We start from the raw sequence: 25307 nt of genomic DNA, 5'->3' as shown, positions 1-25307 counted from the left end.
CAGCCAATCGCGCCTGCCCCCACGGACACCGGGCCGGCGGACCATCCAGCAGGACCATCGAGCAGGAGTGGCGGAACGATGCTTGGATCGACTCACGGCACCCTCACCACCGACTTCCGCGCCCGGGTGGTGGCCTGCGGCGAGGAGCCGCACGCCTCCGTCGTCAGCCTGCCCACCGCCACCCGGCAGGGCGGACTCGACGTCAGCGGGCGGCCGTTGCAGCTGACCGTGCCCGACCTGGACAGCTTCTTCCGGCCGCGCTCGGTGGCCGTCGTCGGCGCCTCCGACACCGAGGGGCGACCCAACACCGGCATCACCCGGCAGCTCATCGCCTGGGCCGAGCGGGTCGGGGCGCGGCTGCACCCGGTGCACCCGGCCCGTGACGCCGTCTTCGGGCGCCCCTGCGTCCCCTCGGTCGCCGCCCTCCCCGAGCCGGTCGACCTGGCGGTCCTGCTGGTCGCCGACCCGCTCCCGGTGATCGAGGAGCTCGGCGAGGCCAAGATCCCCTTCGCCGTGGCCTTCGCCTCCGGGTTCGCCGAGACCGGGGAGGCGGGCGCGGTGGCTCAGGCCCGGCTGGCGGCGGCCGTGGAACGGTCCGGGGTGCGGCTGCTGGGGCCGAACACCAACCTGAACGCCTTCGAGGAGTTCCGGGACGACCTGGAGGGCCCGGCCATCGCCCTGATCACCCAGTCCGGGCACCAGGGCCGCCCCCTCTACACCCTCCAGGAGCTGGGCATCCGGCTCTCGCACTGGGCGCCCACGGGCAACGAGGCCGACCTGGAGACCGCCGACTTCATCGCGTATTTCGCCCAGCGCCCCGAGGTGGGGGCCATCGCCTGTTACGTGGAGGGGCTCAAGGACGGCCGCTCCTTCCTGCTCGCCGCCGACCGGGCCGCCCGCGCGGGGGTGCCGGTGGTGGCGGTGAAGGTGGGGCGTACGGAGGCCGGGGCCGTGGCCGCCGCCTCGCACACCGGGAAGCTGACCGGGGCGGACCAGGTGGTGGACGCGGCGATGCGGCAGTTCGGGGTGGTCCGGGTGGACGGTCTCGACGAACTCCAGGACACCGCGGCTCTGTTGGCCCGGGCCCGGCCGCCCCGGGCGGAGGGCGTCGCCGTGTACTCCATCTCCGGCGGCACCGGCGCCCACTTCGCCGACCTGGCCACGGCCGCCGGGCTCCCGCTGCCCACCCTCTCCCCCGCCAAGCAGGACGAGCTGCACACCTGGATACCCGGCTACCTCAACGTCGCCAACCCCATCGACAACGGCGGCCACCCGGTCGGCGACCACCGCGGCCGGAAGATCATCGACGCGATCCTCGCCGACCCGTCCGTGGGGGTCCTGATCTGTCCGATCACCGGCCCGTTCCCGCCCATGAGCGACCGCCTCGCCCAGGACCTGGTGGACGCCGCCGAGGCCACGGACAAGCTGGTCTGCGTGATCTGGGGCTCCCCCGTGGGCACCGAGGACGCCTACCGGACCACGCTCCTCGGCTCCTCCCGCGTCGCCACCTTCCGTACGTTCTCCAACTGCGTCACCGCCGTGAAGGCCTACCTGGACCACCACCGCTTCGCCACCGGCTACCGCTCCCCCTTCGACGACGCCCCGCGCACCCCCTCCCCCTCCTTCCGCAAGGCGCGCGGCCTGCTGCGCCCGGGACAGCAGCTCAGCGAGCACGCGGCGAAGCAGCTGCTGCGCGCGTACGGGATCCGGGTGCCGCGCGAGCAGCTGGTGACCAGCGCGGCGGGCGCGGTCCGCGCGGCCGGCCCGGTCGGCTACCCCGTGGTCATGAAGGCCTCCGGCCCCCACCTCGCCCACAAGACGGAGCTCGGCCTGGTCAAGGTCGGGCTCACGTCCGCCAGTCAAGTACGGGACGCCTACCGCGAGTTGACCGACATCGCCCGCTTCGAATCCGTCGACCTGGACGGCATCCTCGTCTGCCAGATGATCGACCGGGGCGTCGAGATGATGGTCGGCGTCACCCACGACCCCCTCTTCGGGCCGACCGTCACGGTCGGGCTCGGCGGGGTCCTGGTGGAGGTGCTCCACGACACGGCGGTACGGGTGCCTCCCTTCGGCGAGAAGGAGGCCCGGGACATGCTCGGCGAGCTGCGCGGCCGCGCCCTGCTGGCCGGCGTACGCGGCGGGGCGCCCGTCGATGTGGACGCGCTGGTGGAGGTGGTGCTGCGGGTACAGCGGATGGCCCTGGAGCTGGGCGACGACCTGACCGAGCTGGACATCAACCCGCTGGTGGTGCTGGGACGCGGCCAGGGCGCGGTGGCGTTGGACGCGCTGGCGGTGTGCCGGTGAGCGGGGAGGCTGTTGGGCCTGTGGAGGCCGTGGAGGCCGTGGAGCGTACGCCGCCGGTGGAGCCGGAGGACCGTACACCGTCCGTGGAGCCGGTGGAGCCGGTGGAGCCGGTGGAGCCGGTGGAGCCGGTGGAGCCGGTGGAGCCGGTGGAGCGTACGCCGCCCTTGGAGCCCGTCGACCGTACGCCGCCCCTCGGGCCCCTGGACCGTACGCCGACAGCCGACCCGGAATCCGGGAGCGGAACGCCCAAGTCCACCGTCCTCCACCGCACCACCGCCGACGGCGTCTCCTGGATCACCCTCAACCGGCCCGAGGCCATGAACGCCGTCACCTGGGAGCAGCGCGAACGCGTCATCGCGCTGCTGGCCGACGCCTCCGCCGACCCCGCCGTACGGGCCGTCGTGCTCACCGCCACCGGGCGCGGCTTCTGCGCGGGCGCCGACCTGCGCGGCTCCCCGGCCCGGACCCGCGAACGGGTCCCCGGGGACGTCGCCCGGACCATCCGGCTCGGCGCGCAACGGCTCATCGCGGCCGTACTGGACTGCGAGAAGCCGGTGATCGCCGCCGTCAACGGGACCGCCGCCGGGATCGGCGCGCACCTGGCGTTCGCCTGCGATCTGGTCCTGGCCGCCGACACCGCGAAGTTCATCGAGGTCTTCGTACGCCGAGGGCTCGTCCCGGACGGCGGCGGCGCCTATCTGCTGCCCCGGCTGGTGGGGCCGCAGCGAGCAAAGGAGCTGATGTTCTTCGGGGACGCCCTGACGGCGGCGGACGCGGAACGCATCGGGCTCGTCAACCGCACAGTGCCGGAAGGCCAGTTGGCAGCCGTCGCCGCCGAGTGGGCCGGTCGGCTGGCCTGCGGGCCCACCCGAGCCATCGCCCTCACCAAGCAGCTCGTGAACGACTCGCTCACCGCCGACCGGGCGACGGCGTTCGCGGCGGAGGCGGCCGCCCAGGAGATCAACATGACCACCCGGGACGCCGACGAGGGCGTCGCCTCCTTCGTGGAGCGGCGGACGCCGGAGTACCGGGGGCGCTAAACGCCGTACTCGGCCAACGCCACCCGGTAAGGCGCGAGTCGGGAGGTCCGGCCGATCGTCAGGGCTCCGATCAGGCGGCCCTCCCGGTGGTAGCTGACCTCCAGGCGCCGGGCCGGCCGGTCGCACTCGTGGACCTTCACCGTGTCGGCGAGCGCCGGGAGGCCCACCGAGCGGAGCCGGACGCCGTGGACGTCGGACCAGAAGGAGGGGACCTCGGCGTAGGGCGGGGCCGCGTCGCCCAGGAGCAGTGTGCGGGCGGCCGCCGCGCCCTGTTCCACGGCGCCGGACCAGTGGCCGAGGGCGGGGGCCGCGCCGTCCGCCAAGGGTTGCGGGACCCGGGCCGCGTCGCCCGCCGCGACCACGCCGGGGACGGTGCTGCCGTCCGGGAACAGGGCCCGCAGCCGGGAGTCCGTACGTACTCCGTCGGCCGCCTCGATGCCCGATCCGGCCAGCCAGCCGGTGGCCGGGGTCGCGCCCAGGGCCAGGACCGCGACATCGGCCGCCACGAGCCGGCCGTCGGCCAGGCGGGCGCCCCGGAGCGTGCCGTCCGGGCCGGTCCCGTACTCGGTGACCGTGGTGCCGGTGCACAGGTCGATGCCCGCCTTGCGGTGCAGCATCCCCACGAACGCCCCGGCCTCCGCGCCGATCGCGCGCTCCAGCGGTACGGCCCCGGCCTCCACGAGCGTGACGCCGAGGCCGAGCGCCCGGCCCGCCGCGGCGACCTCGCCGCCGAGGAACCCGGCGCCCACGACGAGCAGCCCCCGCCCGGGGGTGAGCGCGGCCCGCAGTGCCGTCGCGTCATCGCGGCCCCGCAGGGTGAACACCCCTTGCTCCGGGCCGGGTTCGCCGGTCACCGCGCCGGACCGGGCGGCGGCCCCGGTGGCGATCAGGAGACCGTCGTAGGGCAGGCGGGTGCCGTCGGCGAGGGTGACGATCCTGCTGTACGGGTCCAGCCGGACGGCGGACCGCCCCAGCAGCCAGCAGGCCCCGAGGCCGTCGGGGACCGGGAGCCCGGTGTCGGCGGGGGCCTGCGCCGTCAGGAACTTCTTGGAGAGCGGCGGGCGGTCGTACGGGGCGTGCGGCTCGGCCCCGACGAGGGTGAGGTTCCCGGTGAACCCCTCGGCGCGCAGGGTCGTCGCGGCCCGCAGCCCCGCCAGCGAGGCCCCGACGATCACCACGTCGCGCGGATGGCCGGCGGCGCTCACGGGGCGGCGGCCACGGTGATGGCGCGGACCGGGCAGGAGGCGGCGGCCTTCTCGGCGGCCTCGCGCAGCCCGTCGTCCGGGGCGGCTTCGTACAGGAGGTAGTCGTCGTCGTCGAACGAGAAGATCTCGGGGGCGGCGAAGACGCAACTGCCGTGGCTCTCGCAGAGATCCAGGTCCACGGTGATCCGCATGGTGACTCCGTCAGGGGTAGGGGTACGCGGCGGCCGGACGGGCGGGATGCCGGGCGACGTCACGCCACGTCCGGCAACGTCAGCCGCTCGTCGGGGGGTTGAATCGGGAGTAGGCGGGCTCGGTCCAGCGCAGCGGGGAGGCCGCCGCGATCTCCCGTACGGCGGCGATCTCGAACTCCACGATCCGCTGCGCCCCCGGCGTACGGGCCACCTCCTCCTCGTCCCACACCGTGCGGGCCGAGCCCGTCAGGTGCAGGGAGGTGCCGGTCTCCCAGCCGGGGACCAGGAGACCGGCGGCCGGGTTGAGTTCGAGGTTGCCCAGGGTCAGGAACATGGCGTTGCCCGCGTAGTCGGGCCAGCGCAGCAGCCGGGGTGAGAGCACCTGGACGAAGCCTGGGTTGCCGCCCCGGTGCGAGGCGTCGGCGTCTCCCCGGTCGGAGGCGGTGGCGACGAAGAAGGTGTCGGCGGCCCGGAGCGTCCGCTGCTGCTCAGGGCTCAGCTCCGTGCTGTCGACTGCCGTGCGGGGCAGCGGAGTTGCCGGGTCCGGGCGGTGGTCGCGTTTCTGGATGTACTTGGGGCAGTTGGAGATGACCTGGTCGAGTTCGACGCGCAGCCCGTCGCCGTCCCGGACCGCCCGGCCGTTCATCCGCATCCGGCGCCGGGTGGCCGGTTCGATGCCGATCATGCCGATGGCGACGGGGGCCGGGTCCGCGCCGAAGCCGATGCCGCTGCTGGTCCCGGTTCCCGCCGCCGCCTCGCCTGCGGCCCCGGTTTCGGTTCCAGTGCCGGTTCCGGCTGCCGCCCCGCCTGCGGCCCCCTCTCCCGCTCCCGCCAGGACGGCCGCGAGCGGGTCCTCCGGTGGGGGCAGCGCCCCGATGTGCAGGGTGTGCGGGCCGGGTACGGTCAGGAATCCCGGCTCCCCGGTGAGCTGCGTCGCCCAGATCCGGCCCCGCTCGTCCGCGCCGCCCACCACCAGGTGGGGCTGGTCGGCGAGGAAGGCCACCGCCACGTCGGGGACCGTGTTGCCGATGGCGCCCCGCGCGTGTCCGGCCTGACGGGCGAAGCCCGCCCGCTCCTGCACGGCGATCTCGCCGCGGTGGTAGCCGCCCATGGTTCTGCCTTTCGCCGAGAGTGCGCGCGGGTCGTCCCCGGCCGCCGCCTAGAAGAAGCCGCAGGTGGGAGCCCCGGAGGTCGGAGCGTCGGCCGGGTCGGCGCCGGTGGACGCGTAGATCTCCAGGCGGATGCCGTCGGGGTCGGAGAAGAAGATGCCGCCCGACGTACCGGTCTCCCCGTGCGGCACGACCCCGTCGTAGGCGAACGTGGCGCCGAGCGACCGCAGGACCTCCTCCGTGGCCCGGATCTCCTCGACGGTGTCCACCTGGAAGGAGAGGTGGTGCAGGCCGGGCAGCGCGGTGGCGAACGTGCCCTCGCTCTGCTGCCACAGGGTGACCACGAGCCGGGAGTCCCGCCCGAGGAAGGCCCAGCGGCGGTCGCCGTCCTTGCCCTCGCCCAGCACCTCGAAGTCGAAGACCTCGCGGTAGAAGGCGATCGAACGGTCCAGGTCGGTGACGTTGAGGCCGATGTGGCCGGTCTGTAGGTTCTTCGCCTTGCTCATGGATCGGTCCCCACGCTTTCGGTCAGGGGCCGCGAGGCCGCCTCGCAACCAGTAAAAGCGAATTTAAGGGTTAGAACGAGGACCGTCAACCGGTGAAAGTCTCTTGTCCGGTTAGAATCGAGGGAGACGGACGACGAAGACGACGCCGACGCACCTCGCGACGGAAGGACCACAGCTGTGCCGACCCCTCCCGGGCCCGACCCCCGGCCGCTGACCGGCGAACCGCTCGCGCTGGATCTGCTCAACACTCGCTGGATCGACGCGGAGGGCCCGCGTGACCTGCTGGAATCCGAGAGCGGCCTGGCGATCTGGCTGAACAGCGAGCCGGTACGCACCCACACGACCCCCCTCGCCCCACCCGTCGGCCGCGCCACCCTGGACCGGCTGCTGGAGACCCGTACGGCACTCGAAGCACTGGCCGCGGCCGCCACCCGGCAGGAGGCCGCCGCACCCGCCACGGCGGCGGCGCTCAACGAGGTGCTCTCCCACGGGCGCATCCGCCGCACCCTGGGGCCCGACGGGCTGCCGGAGTCGGCGGTGGAGCTGGACGATCCGGCCTGGGGGCCCGCCTGGTACGCGGCCGACAACTGGCTCCATCTGGTGGCCGACCGGCCCGACCGCATCCGCCCGTGCGCCAACCACACCTGCGTCCTGCACTTCTACGACATCTCCAAGAACGGGACCCGCCGCTGGTGTTCGATGGCCGGCTGCGGCAACCGCGCGAAGGCCCAACGCCATTACGCGCGGCGCACCGGGGCGTGAAGCGGGCGGCGGACGCGGGGCCCCTGCGGGTTCACATCTGACGATGCGTCAGCTCTAATGGCGGGGTGATGGGACACGCAGGCATGGCCGCCACCGCCGTCCGGTACCTCAGGTCCGTCGGCGCCGCCACAACAGCAGACCAGCCGCAGCCGCCTCTGGAGGCGCTGCCCCGGCCGGACCTCAGGGCCGTCCGGGACGACGAGCGGCTCCCCGTCGACCCGGCCGAATTCCGCCGCGTCCTGGGCCACTTCGCCAGCGGCGTCACCGTCGTCACCGCGCACGACGCGGACGGGCCGACCGGCTTCGCCTGCCAGTCCTTCGCCTCGCTCTCGCTGGACCCGCCGCTGATCGCCTTCATGGTCGCCCGTACGTCGACGACCTGGCCGCGCATCGCCCGCGCCGGGGCCTTCTGCGTCAACATCCTGGGGGCCGAACAAGGCGCGCTCTGCCGGGGGTTCGCGGTGAGCGGGGCGGACAAGTTCGCGGGGGTGGCGTACGCGGACGCCCCGGCGACCGGGTCCCCGCTCCTCGACTCCGTACCGGCCTGGGTCGACTGCCGCGTCCACGCCGTCCACACCGGCGGCGACCACCTCATCGTGGTGGGCCGGGTGGAGGCGCTGGGGGCGGCGGAGGAGGGGGAGCCTCTGCTGTTCCACCGGGGGGTGTTCGGCCGGTTCAGCCGCTGACGTCCTCCCCGGGGGGCGGCCGGTTCAGCCGCCGACGACTGCCGAGGCCGCCGGGACCGTTCGCGGCGGCCCGCACCGGCCTCGGTTCAGCCGCCGGAAGGTGCCGGAACGGCCCTCGCCCGCCGGATCACCAGCGCCATCAGCGCCGCGACCGCGCACAGCGCCCCCGACGCGTACCAGACCACGTCGTAACTGCCGAAGACGTCCCGCGCGACCCCGCCGAGGAACGCCACCACCGCCGCCCCCACCTGGTGCGAGGCCAGCACCCAGCCGAAGACGATCGCGCTGTCCTCCCCGTACTGCTCCCGGCAGAGCGCCAGCGTCGGCGGGACCGTGGCGACCCAGTCCAACCCGTAGAAGACGATGAAGAAGATCATCGGCGGCCGCACATCGGGCGCCATCAGCATCGGCAGGAAGAGCAGCGAGATGCCGCGCAGCGCGTAGTAGACGGCGAGCAGCTTGCGGGCGTCGAAGCGGTCGGTGAGCCAGCCCGAGAAGATCGTGCCGACGACGTCGAAGATGCCGATCACCGCGAGAAGCGAGGCGGCCGCCGTGATCGGCATGCCGTGGTCGTGGGCGGAGGGGACGAAGTGGGTGCGGATCAGGCCGTTGGTGGAGGCCCCGCAGATCGCGAACGTACCCGCCAGCAGCCAGAACGGGCCGGTACGCGCCGCCTTGAACAGCACGTTCACCGTGCGGCGCGCGGCACCCGGGGCGGGGGCGGGCTTCGCCACGTACACACCGCCGTACGGGGCGAGCCCCACATCGGCCGGGTGGTCGCGCATCAGGAGCCAGACGAACGGGACCACGACCAGGGCCGCGAGCGCGACCGTGATGGAGGCGGGCCGCCAGCCGTGCTCGTCGACGATCCAGGCACAGAGCGGGAGGAAGATGAGCTGCCCGGAGGCCCCGGCGGCGGTGAGGATGCCGGTGACCAGGCCCCTGCGGGCCACGAACCAGCGGTTGGTGACGGTGGCGGCGAACGCCAGCGCCATGGAGCCGGTGCCGAGGCCGACGAGCAGGCCCCAGTAGATCATCAGCTGCCAGGAGGCCGTCATCCAGACGCTGGCGAGCGCCCCGGCGGCCACCATGGTCAGCGCGGTCGCCACGACCCGGCGGATGCCGAAGCGGTCCATCAGAGCGGCGGCGAACGGCGCCGTCAGGCCGTACAGCGCCATGTCGATGGAGACCGCGAGCCCGATCTCGCCCCGCGACCAGCCGAATTCGGTGTGCAGCGGGTCGATGAGCAGCCCGGGCAGGGAGTTGAAGGCCGCACCGCCGATGATCGTCACGAAGGTGACGGCGGCGACGATCCACGCCCGGTGGATACGGGGACGACGGCGGCCCGCCTCGGGCGGCTGCGGCGGCCTCCGGTCGTCGTCCCGGGCGGCGCTTTCGACGGTCTCGGTCACGGGGAACAGCTTCTTGGCCTGGTCATTTTCCCGCGAGTGGCCGGAGGGACATGGTTCGCAGGGATCGGGCCACCTTTTCGCAGCCCCAGCCCCAGCCACACAGGAACCCGTGGTCCGGTGGACCTCACCCGAGCCCCATCCTCTTCAGCTGCCGGATCGGCCGGGCCATCAGCAGCACCGCCACCACCCCCATGTTGATCACGGCCGCCGCCACCAGCAGCTCCGGTGCGCCGACCGCCTCGGCCACCGGGCCGGCCAGGGCGCGGCCCGCCGCGACCATCAGGAGCGAACCGGCCACATCGTAGGCGTGCAGCCGGTTCAGGGCCTCCGGCGGAACATGCGTCTGGACCGTCGTGGACCACATCACCAGCCAGAAGGCGGCCGCCGCCCCCGCCAGCAACTGCCCCGCCGCCAGCACCGGCAGCGGCATCCCGAGGGCCAGCACCACCAGGCTCACCGCGACCAAGGGCAGCGCGATCGCCCCGGCCGCGAGGGGGTGGGACGGCCGCAGCCGCAGGGCCATGAGCCCGCCGACGACACTGCCCGCCCCGTTGACCGCCATCAGCATGCCGTACGCCCCCGAGCCGTGCTCCTGGGTGACCAGGACGGCGGTGAGCGGGAGCATCGGGCCGAGGACCGCGAAGCCGTAGACGGTCCAGACGGCGATCACGCCCCAGAGCCAGGAGCGGGCCCGGAACTCCCGCCAGCCGTCCACGAGTTCGGCGGTGAAGGTGCCGCGTACGGCGTCGTCGTGCGGGGCGGGGGCCAGGCGCATCAGGAAGAGGCAGGCGCCGGAGACCGCGAAGGTGGCCGCGTTCGCCGCGTAGACCGCCCCGGCGCTAGCCAGCCCCACGAGCACCCCCGCGAAGGCGGGCCCGGCCATGGTCATCAGCGCCTCGGAGACCCGCAGGACGGCGTTGGCGCGCTGGACGTCGGTGGCGACGCGGGGCACGGTCGAGGCGACGCCGGGCTGGAAGAGCGCGGCGCCGACTCCGGCGACGGAGCTGAGGACGTAGACCGACCAGAGCGGCGGGTTGCCCAGCGCGAACGTGACGGCCAGCACCGAGGCGCCGATCAGCCTCAGCGCATCGGCGATGATCATCATGCGGCGCGGGGTGAACCGGTCCGCGAGCACCCCGCCGAACAGCACGAACACCGCCAGCGGCCCCATCCAGGCGGCCAGCGCGAACCCGACCGACGAGGCGGGGCGGCCCGCGCCCAGCAGCCCGGCGGTGAGGGCGACGGGGATCATGCCGTCGCCGAAGAGCGCGACCGTACGGGCCACGAAGAAGTAGCGGAAGTTACGGTTCCAGAGCCCGCCGGAACCGCCCGGACCGCCGCCGAGGCCGGTCGCGGACACGGGCAGGGGCGGGAGCGGCGGGGGTCGGGTGTCACGCGAGGCGTCGGGAATGGACGCGGTCTCTGTCGGCTTCTCCATCACGTCGCTAACCTGTATCAGCCCATGGTCTATACCAGCCAGTGAGTTTCAGCCGGTAAGCGTCCGGGCGGGCTCCGCCGAGTCCGCCGACGCCTTTCGAGGAGGCCCGCCATGCCGCACCGCGTCGCCGTCCTGGCCCTGGACGGACTGCTCCCCTTCGAGCTGGGCATCCCCCACCGGATCTTCGGCCGCTCCCTGGACCCCGTACCGGGCAACAAGGGCGGGAAGCTGTACGAGGTCGTGACCTGCTCCATCCGCCCGCCGGGGCCGGTCCGGACCGACTCCGACTACGCGATCCTGGTGGAGCACGGCCCCGAGGCGCTCGCCACGGCCGACACCGTGGTCATCCCCGCCTCCTACGAACTGGGCCCGGTCTTCGAGGAGGGCAGGCTCACCGAGGAGCTGGCCGCCGCTCTCGCCCTGATCCGGCCCGGCACCCGCATGGTCTCCATCTGCACCGGCAGCTACGTCCTGGCCGCCGCCGGCTACCTGGACGGCCGCCCCGCCACCACGCACTGGTCCTCCGCCGACCACTTCCAGCGCACCTTCCCGCAGGTCCGCGTCGACCCGGACGTCCTGTTCATCGACGACGGGGACGTGCTCACCTCGGCCGGGGTCGCCGCCGGGATCGACCTCTGCCTCCACCTCGTACGCCGCGACCACGGGTCGGCCGTCGCCAACGAGATCGCCCGGCGCACGGTCGTCCCGCCGCACCGGGACGGCGGGCAGGCCCAGTACATCCACCGCCCCGTCCCCGAACCGCAGTTCGCGACCACCACCGCGGCCCGCGCGTGGGCGCTGGGGCGGCTGGACCGGCCGATCCTGCTGCGGGACATGGCCCGCCAGGAGTCGATGAGCGTACGGACGTTCACCCGCCGTTTCCGGGAGGAGGTGGGCATCAGCCCCGGCCAGTGGCTGACCCAGCAGCGGGTGGAGCGGGCGCGCCATCTGCTGGAGTCCTCGGACCTGTCGATCGACCAGGTGGCCCGGGACGCGGGCTTCGGCACGCCGACGTCGCTACGCCAGCACCTCCAGGCGGCGCTGGGCGTGCCGCCGACGGTGTACCGCCGCACGTTCCGGGCCTCGGCGGACACCCGGTAGAGGGGGTTACGGCAGCAGGCTCTCCAGCTCCGCCGCGAAGAGCTGCTCCGGGTCGAAGCGCATGCCGGTGAAGTGGCCCGCCAGCTCCAGGGAGAGGACCCCGTGCATCCGGGTCCAGAAGCTCATGGCCAGGTGCAGGGCGGCGGGCGGGGCGGGGTGGTCACCGGCCCACCCCCGGTGCTTGGCCAGGTGGGCGGCGAACGGGGCCTCCTGGGCTTGCTGAGTGAGCGGCACGCAGGCGTCGAGGAGGGTCGCCATGATCTCGGAGGAGATGGCCGTGGTGTCGTCGGGCGCGTGGTAGCCGGGGACCGGGGTGCCGTAGAGGAGGAAGTACCGGTGCGGGTCCTCCAGCGCCCAGCCGCGCAGCACGTGGGCCAGCCCTGACAGGTCGGCACCTTCGGCGGCCGCCGTACGAAGGGTGTCGGCGAGGCTGCGGTACGCGTCCCGGATGAGCTCGGTGATCAGCTCGTCCCGGCCGGCGAAGTAGCGGTAGAGCGCGGGGCCGCTCACGCCCATCTGCTTGGCGATCGCGTTGAGGGAGAGCGCGGAGGCGCCCGCCGTGGCGATCTGCTCCCAGGCGTGTTCCTTGATCTCCGTACGCACCTGGGCGCGGTAGCGCTCGCGCGGGGTCGCGGCGTCGGGCTTGCGGCCGGACTCGGCGCCGGGCTTCGCCATGGGGTGCCACCTTCTCCGGCCGCAGGGCTACCTATTCAAAGTTTCGTTAGACGGTATCACGAGACCTGTTGACCCCTCAGCCCGCGTTGCGTTACAACTTATAACGAACGATCCAAGCACTCACCGACGCTCGCCGACGGAGGCCGTCATGTCCCGTGCCCGTGCCCGTACCGCCGCCCTCTTCACCGTCCCGCTCGTCGTCGCCGGGGTCCTCGCCACCGCCGCCGCGCCCGCCGCAGCGGCCACCACCGCCCCGCGCCCCGGGGCGCCCCTCACCTGCCAAGGCCAGGGCGTTGACGCCAAGGCCCCGGTCCGGGCCCGGGCCGAGGTGGTCATCGACGCGCCGCTGAGCACCGTCTGGAAGCTCCAGACGGACGTGGAGCGGTGGCCCGCCTGGCAGGCCCACGTCACGGGCGTGGGCCGCCTGGACCACGGGCCCTTCCGCCCGGGTTCGGCGTTCCGGTGGACGACCCCGATCCCGCCGAACCCCGCGACTCCCGCCACCAGCCTGGACATCACATCCACCGTCAAGCAGCTGAAGCCCGACTCCTGCATCCGTTGGACCGGTCCCGCCGTCGGTGAAGGGCTGCACATCGACGGCGTACACGTGTGGAGCTTCACGAAGGTGCGTGGCGGAGTCCTGGTGCGCACCGAGGAGACCCACACCGGGGAACAGGTCGACGCGAACGTCCCCTTCGCGACCGAGATCCTCCAGCAAGGGCTGGATGCGTGGCTGGTCGACCTGAAGACGGCCGCCGAGGCGCGGGCCGGCGGCCACCGCCCGTGCTGAACCGGTGACCGGCGGCGGGATCAGAAGACCAGGACCCCCCGCGCCACCCGCCCGTGGTGGGCGTCGTCGGCGGCCTTGGCGAAGTCCTCGACGGGGTAGGTCTCGGTGACCAGTTCGTCCAGGAGCAGGCGGCCCTCGCGGTACAGGTCCGCGTACAGGGCGATGTCCCGCTGCGGGCGTGAGGAGCCGTAGCGGCAGCCGAGGATGGACTTGTCCAGGTACATCGAAGAGACGGTGAACGACGCCTCGGCGTCCGCCGCCGGGACGCCGAGCAGGATCGCCTGGCCGTGCCGGTCCAGCAGGTCGATCGCCTGGCGGATCAGTTCGGTGCGGCCGACGCACTCGAAGGCGTGGTCGGCCCCGTCGGGGAGGATGCCCCGTACGCCGTCGGTGCTCGTCAAAAAGTGCGTGGCGCCGAACTGGCGGGCCACCGCCTCCTTCGCCGGGTTGCTGTCGACGGCGACGACGGTGAGCGCGCCTGCCAGCCGGGCGCCTTGGAGCACGTTGAGGCCGATGCCGCCGGTGCCGATGACCACGACGGTGTCGCCCCGGTCGACCTTCGCCCGGTTCAGTACGGCCCCGACGCCGGTGAGGACCCCGCAGCCGATCAGGGCGGCGGAGGTGAGGGGCAGGTCGGCGGGGATCTTCACGGCCTGGACGGCGCGTACCAACGTACGTTCCGCGAAAGCCGAGTTGGAGGCGAACTGGAAGAGTTCCTTGCCGCCTCGGGAGAACGGGCGCCCCGGACGGCCGATCGCCCGTCGGCACATCGTGGGCCTGCCCCGGTCGCACTGGGCGCAGGTCCCGCAGTTGGCGAGGGTCGAGAGCGCGACGTGATCACCCGGCCGTACGTGACTGACGCCAGGGCCGACCGCCTCCACCACGCCCGCGCCCTCGTGTCCGAGCACGACGGGGACGGGGAAGGGGATCGTGCCGTCGATCACCGACAGGTCGCTGTGGCAGAGACCGGCGGCGGCCACCGCCACCAGCAGCTCGCCGGGGCCCGGGGCGCGTATCTCCAGGTCGTCGACGACCTCGGTCCGTGTGCCGTCGAAGACGACGCCTCTCATCTCGGCTCCCTCGGTAGGCCGAGCACCCGCTCGGCGATGATGTTCCGCTGGATCTCGTCGGAGCCGCCGTAGATGGTGTCGGCCCGGCTGAAGAGGAACAGGTGCTGTGCGGTGGTGAGTTCGTACGGGTGGGTCGGCGACCAAGGCCGTGGGCCGACGGCTCCCGCCTCGCCGCCCACCTCCACCGCCAGTTCGCCGAGCCGCTGGTGCCAGCCGCCCCAGAGGAGCTTGGCCACGCTGGGTGCGGCCGGGTCGCCGGTGGTGCCGAGGGTGCGGAGGGCGTGGCGGCGCATGGTGACAAGGTCGGCCCACTGGCGTACGAGCCGGGCTCTGATGACCGGGTCCTCGGCGGCCCCGGTCGCCCTGGCCGCAGCGACCACCTGGTCCAACTCCCGCGCGAAGCCGATCTGTTGGGCGAGGGTGGAGACGCCGCGCTCCAGGGCGAGCAGGCCCATGGCGACCTGCCAGCCGTTGCCTTCGCCGCCGACCACCTCGGCGGCCCGGGCCCCGTCGAAGAAGACCTCGTTGAACTCGCTGGTGCCGGTCATCTGGCGGATCGGCCGTACGTCGATGCGCCCCGGCTGGTCCATCTCGACGAGGAGGAAGGAGAGGCCGTGGTGGCGGGTGGAGCCGGGGTCGGTGCGGGCGAGGACGAAGCACCAGTCGGCGTCCTTCGCGAGGGAGGTCCAGATCTTCTGGCCGGTGACGGTGTGGCCGCCGGCGGTGGTGTCCGGGGTGGCGGTGGTGCGGATGCCGGCGAGGTCGGACCCCGCGCCCGGCTCGCTGTACCCCTGGCACCAGAAGGTCTCGCCGCGGGCGATGGGGGGCAGGTGGCGTTGCCTCTGCTCCTCGGTGCCGTACGTGATGAGGGTGGGGGCCAGGAGGTTCTCGCCTATGTGGCCGAGGCGGGGCGGGGCGGTGGAGCGGGCGTACTCCTCGGCCCAGATGACTTGGTGGGTGAGGGGGGCGGGGCGGTTGCCGTAGCCCGCGCCGCCGTCCTCCGGCCAGCCGATGCCGATCCACCCCGCCTGGCCGAGTTCGCGTTCCCACGCGTGGGGGTCGGGGGTGGGGGTGTCGGTGAGGTGGGCCTCCAGCCAGGTGCGGGCGTGCGTGCGGAAGGTGTGGTCGTCGTCGGTGAACCGGAAGTCCATGCGTGCCTCCTGTCGTCCTGGGGGCGCGGCCCCCCGGCTCCTCCGCTCGTGAAGCGGCCGCCCCCAGCCCCTCCGGCGCTTGAGGAGCGGGGTCCGGGGCAGCACCCCGGGGGCTCCGCCCCCAGATCCCCGGTCCTCAATCGCCGGACGGGCTTGGGTTGTTCGGGCCTCCGCTCCTCAAGCGCCGGAGGGGCTGGAGTCTGACCCCGCCCCCCCCAACGCCGAAGTGGCTGAGATGGCGGGCCCCACCCCGAAGCGGCTGAGATGGCGGCCCCACGCCGGAGCGGCCGGAGGGGTCGGTCCCGTCCTCAATCGCCGGACGGGCTTGAAGCGCCGGACGGGCTTGAAGGTGCGTTCGGCCGTGCTCCCGCCCGTGCCGCCTTCGCCATCTCCTCCACCCGCGCCAGCATCGGCATCGGGTCCATCCCCACCGTCCCCGGCAGGAAGGCCGCGATCCGTTCCGGGGTCCAGGGGCCGCCCTCCGCGTACCCCGCCCGTAGCTCCCTCGGCTGGGCCCAGACCGCGATCTTGGGGCCGGCGATCGTGTACACCTGGCCGGTGATCTTCTCCGCCCGCGCCCGCTCGCTCAGCAGGTAGACCACCAGCGCCGCCACATCCTCCGGCTCACCGATCTCCGCGAGCTCCATCGGCACCCCGGCCGACATCCGGGTCCGGGCCACCGGGGCGACCGCGTTGGCCGTGACCCCGTACCGGTGCAGGCCCAGCGCCGCGCTGCGGACCAGCGAGATGATCCCGCCCTTCGCCGCGCTGTAGTTGGCCTGCGACACGCTCCCCTGGTGGTTGCCGCTGGTGAAGCCGATCAGCGTGCCCCCGCCCTCCTGCTTCCGCATCACCGCCGAGGCGGCGCGGAAGACCGTGAACGTGCCTTTCAGGTGCGTCGCGAGGACCGGGTCCCACTCCTCCTCGGACATGTTGAACAGCATCCGCTCCCGCAGGATCCCGGCCACGCACACGGCCCCGTCGAGTCGGCCGTACTCCGCGAGCGCCGTGTCCACGATCCGCTGGCCGCCCGCCATCGTGGAGATGTCGTCGGCCACCGCGACCGCCGAACCGCCCGCCGCCTCGATCTCCTTGACGACCGATCGGGCGATCTCGCTGGTGGGCTCGGAGCCCTCCACCGAGACGCCGTAGTCGTTGACCACGACCCGCGCCCCCTCCGCCGCCGCCGCGAGCGCGACCGCCCGTCCGATGCCCCGGCCGGCCCCCGTGACCGCGACCACCTTGCCTGCCAAGAAGTTCCCCATGCCCGGCCCCTTCCCGCGGTTTCTGACGGTCCGTTAGATTTTACGGTCAGTCGGATACTCCGGCACAAGACCCAGGAGGCCCCCATGTCCCTGCCGGCCGAGTTCCACAAGATCGCCGAGCGCGTGAACAACTGGGGGCGCTGGGGCGAGGCCGACGAGCGCGGGACGCTGAACCTGATCACCGACGCCGTCGTACGGGAGGCGGCAGCCACCGTCCGGAGCGGCCGCCGGATACCGCTCGCGCTCCCGCTCCGCCACGGCGGCGTACAGAGCGGGTTCATCCCGGGGCGGATCGACCCGCTGCACACGATGGTCCAGATCAACCAGGAGATGTTCGGGCCAGGGACCGTCGCCACCAGCGACGACACCGTGACCATGGGGCTCCAGGCCGCCACCCACTGGGACGCCCTGACCCATGCCTCGCACGGCGGGAAGATCTACAACGGCCGTCCGGCGGACACCATCACGGCGCACGCCGGCGCGCAGTTCTCCTCGATCGCCGCCGTGGAGCACGTCGTGTCACGGGGGGTGCTTCTCGATGTCGCGCGCGCCCGGGGCGTGGACCGGCTGGGGGGCGCGCACGCCGTCACGCCGGAGGACCTGGAGGCGGCCGAGGAGTTCGGAGGCGTACGCGTACGGGCCGGGGACGTCGTCCTCGTACGGACAGGGCAGGTGCAGGTCGTCCTGGCCGGGGACCGGCACGCGTACGGCTATCCGTCGCCCGGGCTGTCCGTGCGCACGCCCGAGTGGTTCCACGCCCGGGACGTGGCGGCGGTCGCCAACGACACCCTGACCTTCGAGATCTTCCCGCCGGAGATCGAGGACCTGTGGATGCCCGTGCACGCGCTCCACCTCGTCGAGATGGGGATGCTCCAGGGCCAGAACTGGGACCTGGAGGCGCTGTCCACCGCCTGCGCGGAGGAGGAGCGGTACGCCTTCCTGCTCACCGCCGCGCCGGAGCCGTTCACCGGGGCCACCGGATCTCCGGTGGCCCCGGTCGCGGTGCTGTGATCCCGTACGTTCCGGTCCCGTCGGGGAAGCCGCTCAGCCGGTGAAGCCGCTCAGGTGGCCAGGCCGGTCACGTTCGTGAAGACGCAGGAGGGCGGTTCGCACACCTCGCCGCCCTGCACGACGACCTTCGGCGGCGCCTCCTGGGCCACGACCCTCGGCGCCTCCCGGTCCGCCCCCGGAGCGCCCATCGGGCCCCCCACCGGAGCGCCCCGGTCCACCTCGCACCAGATCTGCTTCCCGGCGCCCTCCGGCTGCCAGCCCCAGCGGTCCGCGAGGCCGTCCACCAGCTCCAGGCCCCGGCCGTTGGTGTCGTCGCCCTCCGCGTGGCGCGGGCGGGGCGGGCAGTCGCTGGCGTCCGCGACCTCCACCCGGACGGTCCCGGCCTCCCCGGCGCCGCCTCCCCCGCCGAACAGCATCCGCAGCACGGCGGGGCAGCCCGTGTGGACGACCGCGTTGGTGACCAGCTCCGAGATCAGCAGGATGAGCGTCTCCGCGAGCGGCTCGTCATCCCCTATCCCGGAACCGACCAGACGCGACCGCGCCCATCTACGGGCCCGCCCCACCTCTGCGGGATCCGGACCGACCTCCAGCTGAACCTGAAGCACCTGCACCGCTCACACCATCCGAACCGGCGGACACATCGCCTCGCGCCTCCTCAGGGTCACGGAACGTGATTCCCTTACGCGACAGCATGGTTGACGTACAGTCACCGCAACAAGCGCTTCGGGCATATTCCAGCGCGAAGGAGTACGCGTGGTGCATACTGTGCGACGCACGCTGCGGGGAGTCGAACAGGAGCGCGCAGAGACCGCGAGAATCGCTTCCCGGGCAGGCCCGGCACATCTCCGGCAAGAGCCCTCGCCCCGGACCGGAGCCGCCGCACAGGCCGCCCCCGGATCGCCCGGTTCCAGAACCACTCGCATCCCACGGAGCGTACCCGAGCCCGGCGCCGACTCCACCCGGTGACGAATCACGCAAAGGACACAACCCGGTATCGACGCCGACCGGCTGCACTGAGTCACCCTCCACCCCCCGCTTCGCCGGCCGGTCATCCACCTGCTGCTGAACCGCTGTACAGCGGCCGTACGGGGCCCAGATCGGCGGCCAGGATCTCCTCCGCCTCGGCCGCCGTGAGCCAGCGGGCCGCCCGGAGCCAGGCCCGTTTCAGGTGGAGGTGAACATCTGCCTCCCAGGTGAAACCCATACCGCCGTGGATCTGGAGGCAGTCCCGCGCGTTGCGTACGGCCGCCTCGTCGGCGAGCAGCTTGGCCGCCGCGATCTCCACCGGGTCGCCGGTCAGCGCGGCCGCGTACAGCGCGCTGCGGGCCGGTTCGGTGCGGGCGAGCATGTCGGCGCAGAGGTGTTTGACCGCCTGGAACGAACCGATGAGCGAACCGAACTGTTCGCGCGCACCGGCGTGTTGAACGGCCATCTCGGTGGTGCGCGTGGCGCTTCCCAGTTGTTCGGCAGCAGTGAGAAGCGCCCCTTCGCGGCGGAGTGCGCCGGGGTACGCCTCCGAGGCCCCCGCACCCGCCGAGCGCCCTTCCGAGGCTCCCGCGCCCGCCCAGCGCCCCTCCACCCGGTGCAGCGGGGTCAGGGGATCCATCGACCGTACGGGAACAGCCCCCGCCGCGAACGCCTCCAGCGCCTCCCCCGTCAGCACCTCCGCGCCCCCCGCCACCAGCACCGCGTCCGCATCCCCCAGGTCCGCCACCGGCCGACCGGCCCCCTCCGCGACCGCCACCACCGCCTCCCCCTCCGCGGCCCCCTTCACCAGCCCCGCCGCCAGGTGCGTGGCCACCAAGGGCCCCGGCAGCAGCGCCCGGCCCGCCTCCTCGAAGAGCAGCACCGCCTCCGGCAGCCCGAGCCCCACCCCGCCCGCCTCCTCCGGCAGCCGCAGCGCGAAGAGGCCGGCCGCCCCCAGCTCCCGCCACAGGCCCCGGTCCACGCCGCCGCCCCGCTCCACCGCCGCCCGCATCCGGTCCCGGTCGAACACCGCGCCGAGCAGGTCGCGCATCCCGGACCGCAGGGCCCTCTGGTCGTCCGAGAGCTGGAAGTCCATGGCAGGTCAGCGCCCCTTCGGAAGGCCGAGGATGCGCTCGGCGACGATGTTCCGCTGGATCTGCGAGGTGCCTGCGGCGATGGTGTACGAGAGGGAGGAGAGCCGGTCCAGGGCCCACTCCCGGTCCAGGTCGAAGGCCCCCTCCGCGCCCAGCACCTCCGCCGCCGCCTCGTACAGCTCCTGGCGTACGCCGGAGTAGCGCAGCTTGAAGACCGAGCCGCCGATGCCCGGCACCCCGCCCGTACGCTCCGACTCCCCCACGTTCCACTGGGTCAGCCGCCACAGGGCCCGGAACTCGGCGTTCAGGCGGCCGAGGCGGCGGCGCAGCACCGCGTCGTCCCACCGCCCGTTCCGCCGCGCCTCGGCGGCCAGGGCGTCCAGGGTGCGGCGGCAGGCGACGACCTCGCCGACGAAGGCCGTACCGCGTTCGAAGGAGAGGGTGACCATGGTGACCCGCCAGCCGTCGTTCTCGGCGCCGACCCGGTTCCGTACCGGCACCCGGACCTCATCGAGGAAAACCTCCGCGAACTCCGTCGAACCGGCGAGCGTCCGCAGCGGCCGGACCGTGATCCCCGGGGCGTCCATCGGCATCGCCAGCCAGCTGATCCCCCGGTGCTTCGGCGCCCCCGGGTCCGTCCGCACCAGCAGCTCGCACCAGTCGGCCACCTCCGCGTGCGAGGTCCAGATCTTCTGGCCGCTCACCACGTAGTCGTCCCCGTCCCGCACCGCCCGCGTCCGCAGCGCGGCCAGGTCCGAGCCCGCGTCCGGCTCGCTGAACCCCTGGCACCAGATCTCGTCGCCGCGCAGCACCGGCGGCAGCCAGCGGGCCCGCTGCTCGGCGGTCCCCTCGGCCGCGATGGTCGGCCCGGCGTGCAGCAGTCCGACGAAGTTCGCCCCGACATAGGGCGCCCCGGCCTTCTCCGTCTCCTCCAGGAAGATCAGGTGCTGGGTGGGGGTGGCGCCCCGCCCGCCCGCGTCGGCCGGCCAGTGCAGGCCCGCGTACCCGGCGTCGTACAGCATCCGCTGCCAGGCCGTGTCGTACGCCCGGCGCGCGGGCCAGTCGTCGGGCGAGGGCTTCGGGGGCAGGCCGGGGAGGACGGCGGCCAGCCACTCCCGCAGCCGGCCCCGGAACTCCTCCTCGGCCTCCGTGTACGCGAGATCCACCGCCCCCGCCTACTTGTCCAGGTCCAGGCCGAGCATCCGGATCGCGTTTCCGCGCATCAGTTTGTGGACCGTCTCGTCGTCGAGCCCCTTGACGTGGTCGAGGGCGACCTCCTTGGTGTGCGGGAAGGTCGAGTCCACGTGCGGGTAGTCGGTCTCGAAGGTGGCGTTGTCGCGGCCGACGACGTCCAGCGAGGCGATGCCGTGCTTGTCGCGGAAGAAGCAGCAGAACATCTGCCGGTAGTAGTACGTGGACGGCGGCTCGGGGATCAGATCGCGCACCCCGCCCCACGCCCGGTGCTCCTCCCACACGTCGTCGGCGCGCTCCAGGGCGTACGGGATCCAGCCCATCTGGCCTTCGCTGTACGCCAGTTTGAGCGTCGGGAACCTGACCAGCACCCCGCTGAAGAGGAAGTCCATCATCGAGGCCATCGCGTTGTTGAAGGAGAGCGAGGCCTGCACGGCCGGGGGTGCGTCCGGGGAGGCTGCGGGCATCTGGGAGCTGGAGCCGATGTGCATGTTGACGACGGTGCCGGTCTCCTGGCAGACCGCGAAGAACGGGTCCCAGTAGCCGGTGTGGATGGACGGCAGCCCGAGGTAGGTGGGGATCTCGGAGAAGGTGACCGCCCGGACGCCCCGGGCCGCGTTCCGCTTGATCTCCGCGACCGCGAGACCGATGTCCCAGAGCGGGATGATGCAGAGCGGGATGAGGCGGCCGCCGCTGTCGCCGCACCACTCCTCGACCATCCAGTCGTTGTACGCCCGTACGCAGGCTAGGGCGACCTCCTTGTCGTGCGCCTCGGCGAAGGTCTGGCCGCAGAAGCGCGGGAAGGTCGGGAAGCAGAGCGAGGCCTCGACATGGTTGAGGTCCATGTCCTTGAGGCGCTCGGCCGGGTCCCAGCAGCCGGGCCGCATCTCGGCCCGGGTGATGCCCTCCAGGGTCATGTCGTCGCGGTCGAAGCCGACGGCGGCGATGTTCCGCTTGTACGGGAACTTCAGGTCCTCGTAGATCCACCAGTCGGTCGGCGGCCCGTCCGGGTCCATCGTGATGACGTACTTCCCGCCCGTGTAGGCCAGCTCGCCGATGCCCGCCGTCAGCGGCTGCGGGCCGCGCTCGCGGTACTTCGCGGGCAGCCAGGTGGAGAAGAGGTGCGCGGGCTCGATCACATGGTCGTCGACGCTGACGATCCGAGGCAGTTCCGTGTCCGTCATGGTGGGTCGTCCCCTCCGGCGCACCTGCCGACTACCCGCCCCCAGGTGCTTTCTGATGGTCCGTCAGATTGGATTGCGGCACTCAGGCTAGCCCCGCACCCCTGGACCGACAAGGCGCGGAGCCCTACGCTCTGCGCAATATCTGACTGTCCGTCAGTTCGGAGGGACCCCTGTGACCGCCGTGAACGACGTGACCGCGACCGCCCACGCGCTGGGCGCCTCCCGCACCTTCTGGGAGCTGGTCGGAGCCCGTGCCGCCCTCACCCCCGACCGCCCGGTCCTGCTCCAGGGCGACCGCGTCCTGACCTTCGGGGAGCTGCGGGACCGGGCCGAACGCGTCGCCGCCGGGCTGTACGGGATGGGCGTGCGGGCGGGCAGCGTGGTGGCCTGGCAGCTGCCGACCCGGCTGGAGACGGCCCTGCTCTCCTTCGCCCTGACCCGGCTCGGGGCCGTACAGACGCCGGTCATCCCGTTCTACCGGGACCGCGAAGTGCGGTTCGCGCTACGGGAGTCGGGGGCCGCCTTCTTCGCCGTGCCGGGCGTGTGGCGCGGCTTCGACCACACCGCGATGGCCGAGCGGCTCGCGGCCGGGCTCGCCGACCCGCCGCGGGTCTTCGAGGCGTACGAGGACCTCCCCGACGGCGACCCGGCGACCCTGCCGCCCCCGCCCGGCCCGGAGAGCGGCGAGGAGGTGCGGTGGATCTACTGGACCTCCGGCACCACCTCCGACCCCAAGGGCGTCCTGCACACCGACCGCTCCCTGATCGCGGGCGGCTCCTGCCTCGCGCACGCGCTGAAGCTGTCGGCGGACGACGTGGGGTCGATGGCGTTCCCGTACGCGCATGTCGCCGGGCCCGACTACACGGTGATGCTCCTGCTGTACGGGTTCCCGGCGGTGATGTTCGAGCAGTTCGCGCTGCCGGAGGCCCTGGACGAGTACCGCAGGCACGGGGTGACCGTGGCGGGCGGGTCGACGGCCTTCTACGCGATGTTCCTGGCCGAGCAGCGCAAGGAGCCGGGCCGCCCGCTGATCCCCTCCCTGCGGCTGCTGGCGGGCGGCGGAGCGCCGAAGCCGCCGGAGGTGTACCACGCGGTGGTACGGGAGATGGGGGTCCAGCTCACCCATGGGTACGGGATGACCGAGGTCCCGATGATCACGATGGGGGCGCCGGACGACACCCCGGAGAACCTGGCCCTGACCGAGGGGCGGCCGCCGGAGGGGATGGAGATCCGGATCACCGACGAGCAGGGCAAGCCGCTCCCGTACGGCGTGGAGGGCGAGGTACGGCTGCGCGGGGAGGCGGTCTGCCGGGGGTATCTGGACGCCGGGGCCACGGCCGCCGCCTTCGACGGGGACGGGTTCCTGATCACCGGGGATCTGGGCCGGGTCCGGAAGAGCGGGCACCTCACGCTCACCGGGCGGCTGAAGGACATCATCATCCGCAAGGGCGAGAACATCTCGGCCAAGGAGATCGAGGACCTGCTGCACACCCACCCGGGCGTGGCGGACGTGGCGGTGATCGGGCTCCCGGACGCCGAGCGCGGCGAACGGGTCTGCGCGGTGGTGGAGCGGGTCCCCGGCGTCCCTGCGCCGACCCTGGCCGAGCTCTCCGCCCGGCTGCGGGGCGCCGGGCTCTCCGTCCACAAGGTGCCGGAGCAGCTGGAGGTGGTGGACGCCCTCCCGCGCAACGAGACGCTGCGCAAGGTGCTCAAGTACCGGCTGCGGGAGCGGTTCGGCGGGAGTGCCTGAGCGGGGCTCCGGCGGGAGCACCTGAGGGAGGGGTTACGGAGGTGGCTCACCCAGCTCCGTAACCCTGGCGGCGGTTACTTGTCGTCCGGCTCGATCACCGTGAAGTACACCGCGAGCGCGGCCACCACGTCGTTCTCGGCGATCAGCCCGTCCCGGTCGGTGTCCAGGCTCTGGGCCGCGATGCCCGCGATCTCGGCGCTGGCCCCGAGCACCTTCAGCGCCCGCTCCACGGAGGCCACCGAGGCCCGGCCGTCCCCGTTCTCGCTGTCGGCCACCGCGATCGCCGCCCGCAGGAAGGGGCGGGCGATCTCGGCGAACCGCTCGGGGTTGTCCCGGAGCCGCTTGACCGCCCCGCCGACGAACTCCTCACGGGTGACCCGCTGGTCCCCGTCCACATCGGCGATCCCCGCCATGCCCTGCCAGAAGGCCTCGGCCCCGGTGTAGAGGGCCTGGCCCTTGTCGCAGCGGGCCGTCGTACCGAACTCGGTGAGCAGACGGGCGGCTGCGGCGTTGAAATCGGCGCGATCGATGGTGCCGTTGCCGTCCTGGTCGAAGGCGGCGAAGCGGTGCGCGATCTTTCGCTCGTACTCTGCGCTGTCCATGCGGGGAGCGTACGTCGCCCGGAGCCTCCACGTGTCACCGAGCGACGCCTCCTGTGTGACAACCTCGCTTCAGCACCGAACGCTTTCGGCCGGTCACACGCCACCGGACGCGCGCTCAGGCCGTCAGCGGCTCGCACGCCTCGTCGATCGCGGACACCGTGTCCGGGTAGACGTCGAAGAGCCTGCGCACGCCCAGCGCGCCCAGCACCTTGTTGACGTGGGAGCCGTCCTCGGCGCCCCGGGCCGGGAGGATCAGCCGCAGCCGGCCGCCGCAGGACTTCATCAGGCGGCGCGAGGCGATCAGTACACCCACCCCGCTGGAATCGCAGAAGAAGACGTCGGAGAGGTCGAGGACCACATCGTGCTGCCCCTCCGCCACCGCGTCGTGGACGGACTGACGCACGACGGGTGAGCTCACGAGATCGAGTTCACCGTGTATCCGCAGCACGGTCCAGTCGCCCTGCTCGGTCTCGTCCACCTTCAGCGTCACGCGACTGGACCTCTCGTTCCGGGGCTCCCGGCAATCCGGAAGTTTCCGTTCCTCCTCGCGGCTGCCCAACCGCGCATCCATGAAACACCTCCCCGGCCTCCGGGGCCCAGGGGGTTTCCGGTGGAAATGATCACTTCGGCCGGTTTCCCCTGCTCAGGGAAGGCGGGCCGGGGAGAACGGCCGAAATCGATTGGTGGAGAGCGAGCCGTCCTTACATCGGACAGTTGCGGCAAAGGCAGGTGCGGGGCCCGCGCGGACGACTACATTCGGACAGCAAGGGCAGAGGCTGGATCACGAGGCATCGCAGAACA

At 72.9% G+C, this 25307-nt stretch carries 24 protein-coding genes; 8 read left to right on the top strand and 16 right to left on the bottom strand.

From position 1 onward, the window contains the following. Nucleotides 1-78 precede the first annotated feature (78 nt). Nucleotides 79-2307: an acetate--CoA ligase family protein gene (locus GTY67_RS20360; protein WP_161279602.1), complete on the top strand. Its 2229-nt coding sequence runs from the start codon at nt 79-81 to the stop codon at nt 2305-2307. A gap of 200 nt (nt 2308-2507) precedes the next feature. Then, complete coding sequence (locus tag GTY67_RS20355) at nt 2508-3347, top strand: enoyl-CoA hydratase-related protein (protein ID WP_161280197.1); 840 nt, start codon at nt 2508-2510, stop codon at nt 3345-3347. Here the strand turns inward: GTY67_RS20355 and GTY67_RS20350 are convergent. From GTY67_RS20350 to GTY67_RS20335, 4 genes are all read right to left on the bottom strand, one after another. Next, nucleotides 3344-4552 (bottom strand): FAD-dependent oxidoreductase, encoded by a 1209-nt coding sequence (locus GTY67_RS20350; protein WP_343238717.1) that lies wholly within the window; start codon nt 4550-4552, stop codon nt 3344-3346. The two genes, GTY67_RS20355 and GTY67_RS20350, sit on opposite strands and share 4 nt — an antisense overlap. Beyond that, complete coding sequence (locus GTY67_RS20345) at nt 4549-4743, bottom strand: ferredoxin (protein ID WP_161279601.1); 195 nt, start codon at nt 4741-4743, stop codon at nt 4549-4551. The genes GTY67_RS20350 and GTY67_RS20345 overlap by 4 nt, the downstream gene beginning before the upstream one ends. A gap of 79 nt (nt 4744-4822) precedes the next feature. Next, nucleotides 4823-5854 carry a pyridoxamine 5'-phosphate oxidase family protein gene (locus GTY67_RS20340; protein ID WP_161279600.1) on the bottom strand — a complete coding sequence of 344 codons (1032 nt, stop codon included), beginning with the start codon at nt 5852-5854 and terminating at the stop codon, nt 4823-4825. Nucleotides 5855-5902: 48 nt separating this feature from the next. Next, nucleotides 5903-6358: a VOC family protein gene (locus tag GTY67_RS20335; RefSeq protein WP_161279599.1), complete on the bottom strand. Its 456-nt coding sequence runs from the start codon at nt 6356-6358 to the stop codon at nt 5903-5905. A 177-nt stretch (nt 6359-6535) separates the two neighbouring features. Here GTY67_RS20335 and GTY67_RS20330 point away from each other — a divergent pair, with 177 nt between their 5' ends. Both GTY67_RS20330 and GTY67_RS20325 read left to right on the top strand, forming a co-directional pair. Beyond that, nucleotides 6536-7120, top strand: coding sequence for a CGNR zinc finger domain-containing protein (locus tag GTY67_RS20330; RefSeq protein ID WP_161279598.1), 585 nt, complete (start codon nt 6536-6538; stop codon nt 7118-7120). Nucleotides 7121-7203: 83 nt separating this feature from the next. Beyond that, nucleotides 7204-7806 carry a flavin reductase family protein gene (locus GTY67_RS20325; RefSeq protein WP_161280195.1) on the top strand — a complete coding sequence of 201 codons (603 nt, stop codon included), beginning with the start codon at nt 7204-7206 and terminating at the stop codon, nt 7804-7806. Nucleotides 7807-7892: 86 nt separating this feature from the next. Here the strand turns inward: GTY67_RS20325 and GTY67_RS20320 are convergent, their stop codons facing one another. Further along, nucleotides 7893-9218 (bottom strand): MFS transporter, encoded by a 1326-nt coding sequence (locus tag GTY67_RS20320; protein ID WP_161279597.1) that lies wholly within the window; start codon nt 9216-9218, stop codon nt 7893-7895. 124 nt (nt 9219-9342) lie between these two features. Next, the gene (locus GTY67_RS20315; protein ID WP_161279596.1) at nt 9343-10656 is read right to left on the bottom strand and encodes an MFS transporter; all 1314 of its coding nucleotides are present in this window, start codon (nt 10654-10656) and stop codon (nt 9343-9345) included. A 111-nt stretch (nt 10657-10767) separates the two neighbouring features. Between GTY67_RS20315 and GTY67_RS20310 the strand changes: the two genes are divergently transcribed. Further along, nucleotides 10768-11757, top strand: a complete 990-nt coding sequence (locus GTY67_RS20310; protein ID WP_161279595.1) for a helix-turn-helix domain-containing protein — start codon at nt 10768-10770, stop codon at nt 11755-11757. A gap of 6 nt (nt 11758-11763) precedes the next feature. Here the strand turns inward: GTY67_RS20310 and GTY67_RS20305 are convergent, their stop codons facing one another. Beyond that, a complete protein-coding gene (locus tag GTY67_RS20305) occupies nt 11764-12432 on the bottom strand; it encodes a TetR/AcrR family transcriptional regulator (protein WP_161279594.1) in 669 nt (222 codons plus the stop codon). Nucleotides 12433-12580: 148 nt separating this feature from the next. On the opposite strand from GTY67_RS20305, the gene GTY67_RS20300 reads away from it, so the two are divergent. Then, on the top strand, nt 12581-13222 hold the full coding sequence (locus tag GTY67_RS20300; RefSeq protein ID WP_161279593.1) for an SRPBCC family protein: 642 nt from the start codon (nt 12581-12583) through the stop codon (nt 13220-13222). 20 nt (nt 13223-13242) lie between these two features. On the opposite strand, the gene GTY67_RS20295 is transcribed toward GTY67_RS20300, so the two are convergent. The 3 genes from GTY67_RS20295 to GTY67_RS20285 all read right to left on the bottom strand — a co-directional run bounded on the left by GTY67_RS20295 (nt 13243) and on the right by GTY67_RS20285 (nt 16708). Further along, a complete protein-coding gene (locus tag GTY67_RS20295) occupies nt 13243-14292 on the bottom strand; it encodes a Zn-dependent alcohol dehydrogenase (RefSeq protein ID WP_161279592.1) in 1050 nt (349 codons plus the stop codon). Then, entirely contained in the window at nt 14289-15443 is a 1155-nt protein-coding gene (locus tag GTY67_RS20290; RefSeq protein WP_161279591.1) for an acyl-CoA dehydrogenase family protein, read from the bottom strand. Before GTY67_RS20290 ends, GTY67_RS20295 begins: the two co-directional genes overlap by 4 nt. A gap of 308 nt (nt 15444-15751) precedes the next feature. Beyond that, entirely contained in the window at nt 15752-16708 is a 957-nt protein-coding gene (locus GTY67_RS20285; protein WP_161279590.1) for an SDR family oxidoreductase, read from the bottom strand. A gap of 84 nt (nt 16709-16792) precedes the next feature. Between GTY67_RS20285 and GTY67_RS20280 the strand changes: the two genes are divergently transcribed. Next, a complete protein-coding gene (locus GTY67_RS20280) occupies nt 16793-17719 on the top strand; it encodes a cyclase family protein (protein WP_093687435.1) in 927 nt (308 codons plus the stop codon). Nucleotides 17720-17769: 50 nt separating this feature from the next. Here the strand turns inward: GTY67_RS20280 and GTY67_RS20275 are convergent, their stop codons facing one another. From GTY67_RS20275 to GTY67_RS20260, 4 genes are all read right to left on the bottom strand, one after another. Next, nucleotides 17770-18330, bottom strand: a complete 561-nt coding sequence (locus GTY67_RS20275) for an ATP-binding protein (protein ID WP_161279589.1) — start codon at nt 18328-18330, stop codon at nt 17770-17772. 437 nt (nt 18331-18767) lie between these two features. After that, on the bottom strand, nt 18768-19781 hold the full coding sequence (locus tag GTY67_RS20270; RefSeq protein WP_161279588.1) for an acyl-CoA dehydrogenase family protein: 1014 nt from the start codon (nt 19779-19781) through the stop codon (nt 18768-18770). A gap of 6 nt (nt 19782-19787) precedes the next feature. Then, nucleotides 19788-20945, bottom strand: coding sequence for an acyl-CoA dehydrogenase (locus GTY67_RS20265; RefSeq protein ID WP_161279587.1), 1158 nt, complete (start codon nt 20943-20945; stop codon nt 19788-19790). A gap of 9 nt (nt 20946-20954) precedes the next feature. Further along, nucleotides 20955-22154 carry an amidohydrolase family protein gene (locus GTY67_RS20260; protein WP_093687354.1) on the bottom strand — a complete coding sequence of 400 codons (1200 nt, stop codon included), beginning with the start codon at nt 22152-22154 and terminating at the stop codon, nt 20955-20957. Between the two features lie 172 nt (nt 22155-22326). Between GTY67_RS20260 and GTY67_RS20255 the strand changes: the two genes are divergently transcribed. Then, nucleotides 22327-23904 carry an AMP-binding protein gene (locus tag GTY67_RS20255; RefSeq protein ID WP_161279586.1) on the top strand — a complete coding sequence of 526 codons (1578 nt, stop codon included), beginning with the start codon at nt 22327-22329 and terminating at the stop codon, nt 23902-23904. Nucleotides 23905-23978: 74 nt separating this feature from the next. Here GTY67_RS20255 and GTY67_RS20250 read toward each other — a convergent pair whose 3' ends face one another. Together GTY67_RS20250 and GTY67_RS20245 are read right to left on the bottom strand one after the other, a co-directional pair. After that, nucleotides 23979-24506 (bottom strand): EF-hand domain-containing protein, encoded by a 528-nt coding sequence (locus tag GTY67_RS20250; RefSeq protein WP_093687350.1) that lies wholly within the window; start codon nt 24504-24506, stop codon nt 23979-23981. A gap of 115 nt (nt 24507-24621) precedes the next feature. Then, complete coding sequence (locus GTY67_RS20245) at nt 24622-24996, bottom strand: STAS domain-containing protein (protein ID WP_093687348.1); 375 nt, start codon at nt 24994-24996, stop codon at nt 24622-24624. Between the last annotated feature and the right edge of the window lie 311 nt (nt 24997-25307).

Origin of the sequence: Streptomyces sp. SID8374 (assembly GCF_009865135.1) — a bacterium.
Lineage (GTDB): Bacteria > Actinomycetota > Actinomycetes > Streptomycetales > Streptomycetaceae > Streptomyces.
This window is presented reverse-complemented; position numbering and strand designations above follow the sequence as displayed.

Coding starts and splice junctions, on each gene's coding strand:
- GTY67_RS20360 (WP_161279602.1), top strand. CDS start 79: ATGCTTGGATCGACTCACGGCACCCTCACCACCGACTTCCGCGCCCGG.
- GTY67_RS20345 (WP_161279601.1), bottom strand. CDS start 4,743: ATGCGGATCACCGTGGACCTGGATCTCTGCGAGAGCCACGGCAGTTGC.
- GTY67_RS20340 (WP_161279600.1), bottom strand. CDS start 5,854: ATGGGCGGCTACCACCGCGGCGAGATCGCCGTGCAGGAGCGGGCGGGC.
- GTY67_RS20335 (WP_161279599.1), bottom strand. CDS start 6,358: ATGAGCAAGGCGAAGAACCTACAGACCGGCCACATCGGCCTCAACGTC.
- GTY67_RS20325 (WP_161280195.1), top strand. CDS start 7,204: ATGGCCGCCACCGCCGTCCGGTACCTCAGGTCCGTCGGCGCCGCCACA.
- GTY67_RS20315 (WP_161279596.1), bottom strand. CDS start 10,656: ATGGAGAAGCCGACAGAGACCGCGTCCATTCCCGACGCCTCGCGTGAC.
- GTY67_RS20310 (WP_161279595.1), top strand. CDS start 10,768: ATGCCGCACCGCGTCGCCGTCCTGGCCCTGGACGGACTGCTCCCCTTC.
- GTY67_RS20305 (WP_161279594.1), bottom strand. CDS start 12,432: ATGGCGAAGCCCGGCGCCGAGTCCGGCCGCAAGCCCGACGCCGCGACC.
- GTY67_RS20300 (WP_161279593.1), top strand. CDS start 12,581: ATGTCCCGTGCCCGTGCCCGTACCGCCGCCCTCTTCACCGTCCCGCTC.
- GTY67_RS20295 (WP_161279592.1), bottom strand. CDS start 14,292: ATGAGAGGCGTCGTCTTCGACGGCACACGGACCGAGGTCGTCGACGAC.
- GTY67_RS20290 (WP_161279591.1), bottom strand. CDS start 15,443: ATGGACTTCCGGTTCACCGACGACGACCACACCTTCCGCACGCACGCC.
- GTY67_RS20285 (WP_161279590.1), bottom strand. CDS start 16,708: ATGGGGAACTTCTTGGCAGGCAAGGTGGTCGCGGTCACGGGGGCCGGC.
- GTY67_RS20280 (WP_093687435.1), top strand. CDS start 16,793: ATGTCCCTGCCGGCCGAGTTCCACAAGATCGCCGAGCGCGTGAACAAC.
- GTY67_RS20270 (WP_161279588.1), bottom strand. CDS start 19,781: ATGGACTTCCAGCTCTCGGACGACCAGAGGGCCCTGCGGTCCGGGATG.
- GTY67_RS20260 (WP_093687354.1), bottom strand. CDS start 22,154: ATGACGGACACGGAACTGCCTCGGATCGTCAGCGTCGACGACCATGTG.
- GTY67_RS20250 (WP_093687350.1), bottom strand. CDS start 24,506: ATGGACAGCGCAGAGTACGAGCGAAAGATCGCGCACCGCTTCGCCGCC.